The organism is Lutibacter sp. (genome assembly GCF_041562875.1).
In the GTDB taxonomy this organism is placed as follows: Bacteria; Bacteroidota; Bacteroidia; order Flavobacteriales; family Flavobacteriaceae; genus Lutibacter.
In genome coordinates, this window is the sequence record NZ_JBFFOE010000088.1 from 1 (window position 1) to 9814 (window position 9814).

The window sequence follows — 9814 nt, forward strand, 5'->3', positions numbered from 1 at the left end:
ACAGTAATATTTAAAGAATATCCACAAGCTGATTTTGTTATTGCAGGACATACTGATAGTGTTGGTTCAACTAAATCTAACCAATTATTATCTCAAAGTAGAGCTGATGCTGTTAGAGATTATTTAATTTCAAATGGTATTAATGCAGATAGACTAACAACTGTAGGTTATGGAGAAAGTATGCCAATTGATTCTAATGTTACAAGATCTGGTAGAGCTAACAATAGACGTACTGAAGTAACACTTAAAAAATAATATAAATTAAATAGTTAATTTATATTTAAAAACGCTCCGAATTTAGGAGCGTTTTTTTTATTTTTATAAACTAAAAAGAAGTTAGATGATATCATTTATTTCAAGAGTTGTTGACGATATATTCAGTAAACAAAAATGCTATGATAACTTAATATTTGTTCTTCCTAGTCAGCGTTCTTGTGTGTTTTTGAAAGAAGAAATTATTAAAAAATTACCAAGTTCATCTTTTTTACCAAAAATTATAAGCATTGAGAACTATATTCAAGAAATTGGAGATATTAGTTTAATTGATAACACGCAATTACTCTTCGAATTTTACAGCATCTATAAACAAAACCTTCCAAAAGAAAACATTGAGCCTTTTGATGCATTTTCTCAATGGGCTACTATTGCGCTACATGATTTTAATGAGATAGATAGCTACTTAGTAAATTCAGAAGACTTTTTTACAAACTTAAGAGATGTTAAAAAATTAGAGGAATGGTTTCAAGATAAAAAACCTAGTCAACTAGCAATAAATTATCTTCAATTTTTTGAATATTTACACATTTTATATAAAGGCCTCAATAAAAAACTTAAAAATAATAAATTTGGTTACCAAGGGCTTGTTTATAAAGAAGCTAAAAATAATCTAGAACTTTACATACATAATAATATAGATAAACATATTGTTTTTGTAGGATTTAATGCTCTAAATAAAGCAGAAGAGTATATTATTCAGGAATTATTAAATAACAATATAGCTTCAGTTTATTGGGATGCCAATGAAACAATTTTTAATAAATTTAATGAAGCAGGTGTTTTTTTAAGAAAATATAAAAGCGAATGGGTTTACTATCAAGAAAATCCATTTTTATGGATTGAAAATCAAGAAATTTCCAATCAAAATATAAATTTAATAGGCGCACCTAAAAATATTACACAAATAAAATATGCAGGAGAGTTAATTTCTAAATTAGAAAATTTTAGCAAAACAGCATTGGTTTTAGCCGATGAAAATTTATTGACGTTAGCGCTAAACTCCTTACCAAACAATGTAAAAAACATTAATATTACAATGGGATACTCTTTAAAAGATATTCCAATTGCGAATTTGCTTGATGCCATATTTAAGTTGCATTTAAACCAGCAGAAATTTAATAAGGGAATAGAGCGTATATTTTATTATAAAGATGTTTTAAACATTTTAAATGACCCTTTTTTAAATAAATTATATAATGAAACACTTCAAAAAATAAGTACTAAAATTAAAAGTGAAAACAGTATATTTTTAGGATTAGAAACAATAAAAAAATGTTTATCACCTAATGAAGCAAAGGAACTTTCATTATTATTTTCCTTATTTGAATTTTCAACAGATATGAATGCTATAATTACACAATGCTGTAGTTTATTAAACGAATTAAAAGAATTTGTTGTGGGTGTTGAAAAAGAATATTTATATCGTTTTTATACTATTTTTCAACAACTAGAAACGTTAAACACAACATATAACCATATAACTGATTTAAAAACCCTTACATTATTTTACAATCAACTATTACAAAATGAAAAATTATCGTTTCAAGGTGAACCATTACAAGGTTTACAATTAATGGGAATGCTTGAAACAAGAGCTTTAGATTTTGAAACCGTTATTATTACTTCCGTAAATGAAGGAATTTTACCAGCAGGGAAAAGTGATTTTTCTTTTATTCCTTTTGATATTAAAAAGCATTTTGGATTGCCAACTTATCAAGAAAAAGATTCTATATTTTCATATCATTTTCAGCGCTTATTAATGAGAGCAAAAAATATTTACTTGATTTATAATACAGAAAATGATGGCTATGGATCAGGTGAAAAAAGTAGGTTTTTAACCCAACTTGAAATCAATAATCCATCAATTACTAAATCAATTATAAGCCCAAAAGTTCAACATATTGAAGTTCCATTAATTCAAATTGAAAAAACAGAAGAAGTACTACAAAAACTAAAAGAAGTATTTATAAAAGGTATTTCGCCATCAGCCCTAGCTACTTATATTTACAATCCGGTTAGCTTTTATGAACAAAAAGTATTAGAGATATATGAAGATGATGAGGTTGAAGAAACTATTGCAGCAAATACTATGGGTTCAGTTATACATGATGTTTTGGAAGAAATGTACACGCCATATTTAGATAAGTTTTTAAAGAAAGAAAATATTGCAAAAATGCAAAAAAAATGTAATGATTTACTTACAAAATATTTTAGAAAACATTATTTAAAAGGAAATATAAAAACAGGTAAAAACAAGCTAATTTTTGAAGTAAGTAAAAATCTTATAAACCGATTTTTAAAGCAGGAAATGCAATTGCTAAATGAAAATAAACAGTTAAAAATTATAGCTTTAGAAGAAAAATTAAATACTGAAATAATAGTTGAAGGTATTAATTTTCCTGTAAATTTACGAGGAATTGTAGATAGAATTGATGAATTAGATGGTGTTATACGTATTGTTGATTATAAAACAGGTAAAGTTGAAGCTAATCAATTAAAACTGTCTGATTTTAGTATTATTTGTGAAGATTATAAATACACAAAAGCAATGCAAGTGCTATTGTATTCATATTTGTATACATCAAAAATGAATAAACAAATTTCACCATTACAAAGCGGAGTTATTTCCTTCAAAAATTTAAATTCAGGATTTATAAAAATTAATTTTTCGGATAAATTTAGAGGGACAGATTACGAAGTAACAGAAGAAAGAATACAAGATTTTATAGTTGAGATAAGAAAACTAATCAGTGAAATTTTAGACCCAGCAATTCCTTTTATTGAAAATAAAAATTTACCCTTTTAAATATTTTATATGCAAATAAATAAAAATAGAATCGTAAAAAGCACGCATCATACGAAGCCTATAGTTACTGATACTTTATATATAAAAGACAACAAAAAGAAACCAGTAGTTATTTTTTGTCATGGATATAAAGGTTATAAAGATTGGGGTGCTTGGAATTTAGCGTCAAAAGTATTTGTAAAAAAATCAATATTTTTCGTGAAATTTAATTTTTCACACAATGGAGGAACATTAGAAAACCCAATAGACTTTCCAGATTTAGAAGCTTTTGGAAACAATAATTTTATAAAAGAATTAAATGATTTAGAAGATGTAATTAATTGGGTAACTACGAATCCTGATTTTAAAAATGAAATTGATATTAATAACATTACGTTAATAGGGCATTCACGCGGTGGAGGAATTGTAACCATAAAAGCTTCTGAAAATAAAAAAATAAAAAAATTGATTACTTGGGCTGGAGTTTCAGATTATGGCATGAGATTTCCTGATGGTGAAAAATTAGAAGGTTGGAAAAAACAAGGTGTTTCCTATATTTTAAATAGTAGAACACTTCAACAAATGCCGCATTTATACCAGTTCTACCAAAATTTTAAAGACAACGAGGAACTATTAACAATAAAAAACGCAGTTTCAAAAATAAAAATTCCACATTTAATTATTCATGGAGAAAATGATGAAGTTGTTTTACCTATAGAGGCAAAAAATTTACATTCTTGGAATCCTAAAAGTGAACTAATTTTTATTGATAAAATGAATCACCCTTTGGGGTGTACACAACCCTGGGGGAAATTAATAATGCCATTTCATTTAAAAAAAGTAGTAAAGCATAGTATCGAATTTATTCTTCAAAAATAAATTTTTAATGACTATTATAAAAGCAAAAATATCAGATTTAAATCAACTTCATGTACTCACAAAAAGTTGTGCGAAAATTATGATGGATAATGGTATTTTTCAATGGAATGAAATGTATCCTTCAAAAGAAGTTTTAGAGAATGATATTGAATTAGGGCAAATTTGGAAATTAGAAGAAAGTGAAATTATTAAAGGTATTGTTGTGTTAACTGAAATTGAAGATAAAGAATATCTAAATGTAAAATGGTTAACTAAAAATTACAAAAACCTATATATTCATCGTTTAGCAGTACATCCAAATTTTCAAGGAAAAGGATATGCGCAAAAATTAATGGATTTTGCCGAAGATTTTGCGAAAGAAAACAAGTACAATTCTATTAGATTAGACACTTTTAGCCAAAATAAAAGGAATCTACAATTCTATGAACAGCGCAATTATATAAAACTTAAAGCTATCTATTTTCCGAAACAAAGTGAACATTCGTTTTATTGCTACGAAAAAGTTTTAAATGCATAAAAAATCCAGCATAACTTTTAAAGGAATTAATAAATTGGCAATACCGGCTATCATTGCAGGAATTGCGGAACCCTTACTTTCAATTACAGATACTGCTATTGTTGGAAATATTCAGGTAAACCCAACCGAAGCTTTGGCAGCTGTTGGAATAGCTGGTTCGTTTATTTCGGCAATGGTTTGGGTATTAGCGCAAACACGTTCGGCTATTTCAGCAACAATATCTAAGTATTTAGGCGCTAAAAAATTACATGAAATAGCAACTTTACCAGCTCAAATTATTGCAATTAACTTAGTTTTAAGTATTGTAATTTATTTTACTACTGTATTTTTCGCAAATGAAATATTTAAACTCTACAATGCTGATGGACTTATTTTAAACTATTCAATTGTCTATTTTAAAATACGAGCCATTGGATTTCCCTTAACGCTTTTTGTATTTTCAACGTTCGGTGTTTTTAGAGGTTTACAAAACACTTTTTGGCCCATGGTAATTAGTATTGTTGGGGCAGTTTTAAATGTTGGATTAGATTTTATATTGGTTTATGGAATAGAAGGTTTTATAGAGCCTATGAATGTTGAAGGAGCTGCATGGGCAAGTGTAATTTCGCAGGGAGTTATGGCCATTTTAGCACTCATTTTAATATTAAAAAAAACTCCCTTTAGTTTAAAAATAACATTCCCTTTTAATAAAGAAATTAAAAATTTATTGGCTATAAGTTTTAATTTAATAATAAGAGCACTTGCATTGAATGTGGCTTTGTATTTAGCGAATTCGTATGCTACAAAGTATGGAGATAATTATATAGCTGCACAAACTATTGCTTTTCAAATTTGGTTATTTTTTGCTTTTTTTATAGACGGATATGCCAGTGTTGGAAATATTGTTTCAGGAAAGTTATTAGGAGAGAAGAATTACAAAAAAATGTGGAAGTTAAGCATCAAACTAAGTAGATATTCTGTTGTAGTTTCAATATTATTAAGTGTTTTTTGTGCCGTTTTTTATGTTCAAATAGGAAAACTTTTTTCTCAAGATCAATTAGTTTTACAATCATTTTATAGTATTTTTTGGATAGTACTTATTATGCAACCCATAAACGCCATCGCTTTTGTTTTTGATGGAATTTTCAAAGGACTTGCAGAAGCTGTTACCTTAAGAAATTTATTGTTAATTGCTACTTTTTTAGGATTTTTACCTGTCCTTTTGATTGCTGATTACTTCAATTTAAAGTTATACGGTATTTGGATGGCTTTTACAGTTTGGATGTTGTTAAGAGCTGGAATTTTAGTCGTAAAATATAGAAACAACTATTTACACAAAAACACGTAACTTTGTGCATTATGAGTAACGGAAGTTTATATACAAATATTCAAAATAATATTGCTACCATTGAGTTTGGTCATCCAGCAAGTAATTCTTTTCCAAGGGAGTTACTGAGCAGATTAACAGCTTCTCTGAATGAATTAAGTAGCAATCATGATGTTCATGTAATTATCTTAAAAAGTGAAGGAGAAAAAGCTTTTTGTGCTGGCGCTTCTTTTGATGAATTAGTTGCAATTTCAAATTTTGAAGATGGAAAACAGTTTTTTTTAGGTTTTGCCAATGTTATTAATGCCATGCGGAATTGTTCAAAATTAATAATTGGACGTATACAAGGAAAAGCTGTAGGTGGTGGTGTTGGATTGGCTGCTGCTTGTGATTATTGTTTTGCAACCGAGCAAGCTTCTGTTAAATTATCTGAATTCACTATTGGTATTGGTCCTTTTGTTATTGAACCTGCTGTTAGAAGAAAAATAGGGTTGGCTGCTTTAAGTGAATTAACTTTAAACGCTACCAATTGGCAAAATGCCTACTGGGCAAAGGAAAAAGGTTTGTATTCAAGAGTTTTTGATACTATTAAAGAAATGGATGTAGAAGTTGAAATTTTAGCAAATAAACTTTCAAATTACAATCCAGAAGCTTTAAAAGAAATGAAAAAGGCTTTGTGGAAAGGTACAGAAAACTGGACAGTCTTATTAGAAGAAAAAGCTGAAATTAGCGGGAAATTGGTACTTTCAGATTTCACAAAAAAAGCATTACAGAAATTTAAAAAATAATAAATGTTAATAACTTTTATAGCTTTTTTACAACAAGTAAATGTTGAAGAAAAAATTAAAAACGCACCCGATAATGGTTATCAAATTGGCGTTGCTATTGGAACTTATTTACCATTTGTATTATTAGCATTACTAGCGTATTTTGTATATTATAAAGCAAAAAACAGAAAAGATTTAGAAGATTAATTTAGAAAAATATTGAATGAGTACTATTAGAATAACAAAACAATTTCATTTTGAAACAGGGCACGCATTATTTGGTTATGATGGGAAATGTAAAAATGTACATGGGCATAGTTACAAGCTTTCTGTTACCGTAATTGGGACTCCAATAAGTGATTCAGCAAATGTAAAATGCGGAATGGTGATAGATTTTGGAGACTTAAAAAAAATAGTTGGTTCTGAAATAGTTGATAAATTTGATCACGCTACTGTATTCAATAAAAACACTCCTCATATTGAATTAGCAAATGAATTAGAAAAAAGAGGTCATAGCGTGATATTGGTTGATTACCAACCAACTAGTGAAATGATGTTGATAGATTTTGCAAAAAAAATTAAAAATAAATTACCTGATAGTATTAAGTTACATTCTTTAAAATTACAAGAAACAGGCACCTCCAATGCTGAGTGGTATGCTTCAGATCAAAAAACTATCTAAAATCTCCAAAAAGAAAGACTTTTCAATATTTAAAAAAAATTAGCGATTCAACAAAATTAGGTTCCATTAAAAGTGTTCATGGTATTGTTTAAACCCGCAGTACCAAATGATTTTATTAATTTACCTGCTTGTTCTAATCGTTCGGGTAATAATTTACTTTCTTCAGTATCCCATTCTCCAAGAACAAAGTCTGATTGACGACCTTTTGAAAATTCAGAACCAACACCAAATCTAAAGCGAGCATATTGCTGAGTTTCCAAAGTGGCATTAATATCTTTCAATCCATTGTGCCCACCATCACTTCCTTTGGCTTTTACTCTAATTGCACCAAAATTCAGGTTTAAATCATCACAAATTACCAATAAGTTTTCAAGAGGAATATTTTCTTTGGTAAGCCAGTATTTTACTGCTTTACCGCTTAAATTCATATAAGTAGAAGGTTTTAATAAAATAAAAGTACGCCCTTTAAATCTAAATTTAGCAATACTCCCTAATTTTTCAGATTCAAATGTGATATCTTCTTTTTTGGCTAATTCATCTAAAATTTTAAAACCAATATTATGTCTGGTATTACTATATTTTTCACCAACATTTCCTAAACCGACAATTAAGAATTTTTTCATAGAATCAACAGTTAAGGTTTCTTTTTTAGCTCCGAATATTAATTTTATATATCGAAATAATTGCATTTAACAAAAGTAATAAAAAGAATATGTTTTTTTAAAAAGAAAAAGCGCTGCAAATTGCAACGCTTTTATATTGTTTTAAAATAAAAATATTATTCTGAAGCTTCTTCTTCACTAACTTCTGTAGTCCCTTCTTCACCTTCTTCACCTTCTTCCTCATCATCAGTTTTTACAGCACTACGTGCAGTTCTAACCTGAACAACAACAGTGTTTTCTGGATGTAAAATAGAGAATTTTTCGTCAGCTACTTGAGATACTACCAATTTATGACCAATTCTTAATTTAGAAATGTCAGCATTAATAAAGTCAGGTAAATCAACAGGTAATGCTCTAACGCTTAATTTACGTTTTGCAAAACTTAAAGAACCACCATTAATTACTCCTGGAGACGTACCAACTAATCTTACAGGAATATTCATTGTTACCATTTTATCATCAAATAACTGGTAAAAATCTACGTGTAAAATTTTGTCAGACACTGGGTGAAACTGAATATCTTGTAAAATTGCATGATATTTAGCCCCTTCTAATTCAATCGTTGCAGTATAAACATTTGCTGTATACACTAATTTTTTGAATGAAGTTTCATCAGCTGAAAAGTGTAATGGTTTATCCCCTCCGTATATAACGCAAGGTACCTTTCCAGCATTACGTAAGGCTTTAGTAGCTACTTTACCTACGCTTTCTCTTTGAGATCCTGAGATTGTAATTGATTTCATTTATTTATCTATTTATTAATTATTTACATTAAAAATTGCCCGCTTATTGATGTGTTATCTTGCACCTTATGCATTACATCTGCGAACAAAGGGGCGCAAGTTACAACTTTTATTTTAGAACTTTCTCTTTTTAAAGGAATTGTGTCAGACACTATTAATTCTAATAATTTAGAATTTTCAATTCGTTCATAAGCTTTACCAGAAAGTATTGGATGTGTACAAACAGCTCGGACACTTAGTGCTCCTTTTTCCATCATTAAATCTGCAGCTGTAGTAAGCGTTCCTCCTGTATCAATCATATCATCAACAATAATTACGTGTCGATCTTTTACATCACCTATTAATTCCATTGTAGAAATTACATTTGCTTTTAAGCGCTGTTTATAACAAATTACAACTTCACTTTCTAAAAATTTAGAATAGGCATACGCACGTTTTGACCCACCCATATCAGGTGAAGCTATGGTTATGTCTTTTAAATTTAAACTATGGATGTAGGGTAAAAAGATAAACGAAGCGAATAAATGATCTACTGGTTTCTCAAAGAAACCTTGGATTTGATCGGCGTGTAAATCCATTGTCATAATTCTTGTAGCTCCGGCAGTTTGTAATAAATTTGCAACTAATTTAGCGCCAATAGCAACTCTAGGTTGGTCTTTTCTGTCTTGTCTTGCCCATCCAAAATAAGGTATTACTGCTGTAATATGACGAGCTGAAGCTCTTTTTGCGGCATCTAACATTAGTAACATTTCCATTAAATTATCTGAATTTGGAAACGTTGACCCAACAATAAAAACACGCCTTCCTCTGACTGATTCTGCAAAGGCAGGTTGAAATTCTCCATCGCTAAATCTTGTAACGACAACATTTCCAAGTTTAAGTCCGTAATTTTCAGCAATTTTACTAGCTAATTCTATACTTTGTGAACAGGCAAAAATTTTAGGTTCTAGGTAAGGAGTTTCCATTTTTAAGTTGTATTAATTAGTTGAGTTGTTATGTGTTGTTGTTTATTTGGTGCAAATTTAAAATTATTTAATGGTTAGACTATAACTTAGTCAAGTTTTTATGCATAAGATAAAAAATATTATTAAATTTGCACACCAATTACAATTTGCCTCGATGGCGGAACTGGTAGACGCGCTGGATTCAAAATCCAGTGTCTTAGGACGTGCGGGTTCGATTCCCGCTCGAGGTACT

General features: G+C 29.0%; 11 protein-coding genes and 1 tRNA gene. 9 read left to right on the top strand and 3 right to left on the bottom strand.

Going from position 1 to position 9814, the window contains the following annotated elements; all coding sequences use genetic code 11:
* From ABY863_RS10800 to ABY863_RS10835, 8 genes are all read left to right on the top strand, one after another.
* The coding region (locus ABY863_RS10800; RefSeq protein ID WP_372794688.1) for an OmpA family protein at nt 1–255 on the top strand (255 nt) is incomplete at its 5' end.
* A gap of 85 nt (nt 256–340) precedes the next feature.
* The gene (locus tag ABY863_RS10805) at nt 341–3082 is read left to right on the top strand and encodes a PD-(D/E)XK nuclease family protein (RefSeq protein WP_372794690.1); all 2742 of its coding nucleotides are present in this window, start codon (nt 341–343) and stop codon (nt 3080–3082) included.
* Between the two features lie 9 nt (nt 3083–3091).
* Complete coding sequence (locus tag ABY863_RS10810; protein WP_372794692.1) at nt 3092–3940, top strand: alpha/beta hydrolase family protein; 849 nt, start codon at nt 3092–3094, stop codon at nt 3938–3940.
* 7 nt (nt 3941–3947) lie between these two features.
* On the top strand, nt 3948–4457 hold the full coding sequence (locus ABY863_RS10815; RefSeq protein ID WP_372794694.1) for a GNAT family N-acetyltransferase: 510 nt from the start codon (nt 3948–3950) through the stop codon (nt 4455–4457).
* Nucleotides 4450–5784, top strand: coding sequence for an MATE family efflux transporter (locus tag ABY863_RS10820; RefSeq protein ID WP_372794696.1), 1335 nt, complete (start codon nt 4450–4452; stop codon nt 5782–5784). The genes ABY863_RS10815 and ABY863_RS10820 overlap by 8 nt, the downstream gene beginning before the upstream one ends.
* Nucleotides 5785–5795: 11 nt before the next feature.
* On the top strand, nt 5796–6551 hold the full coding sequence (locus ABY863_RS10825; RefSeq protein WP_372794698.1) for an enoyl-CoA hydratase/isomerase family protein: 756 nt from the start codon (nt 5796–5798) through the stop codon (nt 6549–6551).
* Nucleotides 6552–6554: 3 nt separating this feature from the next.
* Entirely contained in the window at nt 6555–6737 is a 183-nt protein-coding gene (locus ABY863_RS10830; RefSeq protein ID WP_372794700.1) for a hypothetical protein, read from the top strand.
* Nucleotides 6738–6753: 16 nt separating this feature from the next.
* Nucleotides 6754–7212, top strand: a complete 459-nt coding sequence (locus ABY863_RS10835; RefSeq protein WP_372794702.1) for a 6-pyruvoyl tetrahydropterin synthase family protein — start codon at nt 6754–6756, stop codon at nt 7210–7212.
* A gap of 56 nt (nt 7213–7268) precedes the next feature.
* Here ABY863_RS10835 and pth read toward each other — a convergent pair whose 3' ends face one another.
* From pth to ABY863_RS10850, 3 genes are all read right to left on the bottom strand, one after another.
* Nucleotides 7269–7835, bottom strand: a complete 567-nt coding sequence (pth, locus tag ABY863_RS10840) for an aminoacyl-tRNA hydrolase (RefSeq protein WP_372794704.1) — start codon at nt 7833–7835, stop codon at nt 7269–7271.
* A gap of 155 nt (nt 7836–7990) precedes the next feature.
* On the bottom strand, nt 7991–8617 hold the full coding sequence (locus tag ABY863_RS10845; RefSeq protein ID WP_372794706.1) for a 50S ribosomal protein L25/general stress protein Ctc: 627 nt from the start codon (nt 8615–8617) through the stop codon (nt 7991–7993).
* A 23-nt stretch (nt 8618–8640) separates the two neighbouring features.
* Complete coding sequence (locus tag ABY863_RS10850) at nt 8641–9582, bottom strand: ribose-phosphate pyrophosphokinase (protein ID WP_372794708.1); 942 nt, start codon at nt 9580–9582, stop codon at nt 8641–8643.
* Between the two features lie 148 nt (nt 9583–9730).
* Between ABY863_RS10850 and ABY863_RS10855 the strand changes: the two genes are divergently transcribed.
* Nucleotides 9731–9812 (top strand) — tRNA-Leu (locus ABY863_RS10855).
* The last annotated feature ends 2 nt before the right edge of the window (nt 9813–9814 follow it).

Bases quoted from the DNA above. Each gene is read 5' to 3' on its own strand.
- ABY863_RS10810 (WP_372794692.1), top strand. From the start codon at position 3,092: ATGCAAATAAATAAAAATAGAATCGTAAAAAGCACGCATCATACGAAG.
- ABY863_RS10805 (WP_372794690.1), top strand. From the start codon at position 341: ATGATATCATTTATTTCAAGAGTTGTTGACGATATATTCAGTAAACAA.
- ABY863_RS10845 (WP_372794706.1), bottom strand. From the start codon at position 8,617: ATGAAATCAATTACAATCTCAGGATCTCAAAGAGAAAGCGTAGGTAAA.
- pth (WP_372794704.1), bottom strand. From the start codon at position 7,835: ATGAAAAAATTCTTAATTGTCGGTTTAGGAAATGTTGGTGAAAAATAT.
- ABY863_RS10825 (WP_372794698.1), top strand. From the start codon at position 5,796: ATGAGTAACGGAAGTTTATATACAAATATTCAAAATAATATTGCTACC.
- ABY863_RS10830 (WP_372794700.1), top strand. From the start codon at position 6,555: ATGTTAATAACTTTTATAGCTTTTTTACAACAAGTAAATGTTGAAGAA.
- ABY863_RS10835 (WP_372794702.1), top strand. From the start codon at position 6,754: ATGAGTACTATTAGAATAACAAAACAATTTCATTTTGAAACAGGGCAC.
- ABY863_RS10815 (WP_372794694.1), top strand. From the start codon at position 3,948: ATGACTATTATAAAAGCAAAAATATCAGATTTAAATCAACTTCATGTA.
- ABY863_RS10820 (WP_372794696.1), top strand. From the start codon at position 4,450: ATGCATAAAAAATCCAGCATAACTTTTAAAGGAATTAATAAATTGGCA.
- ABY863_RS10850 (WP_372794708.1), bottom strand. From the start codon at position 9,582: ATGGAAACTCCTTACCTAGAACCTAAAATTTTTGCCTGTTCACAAAGT.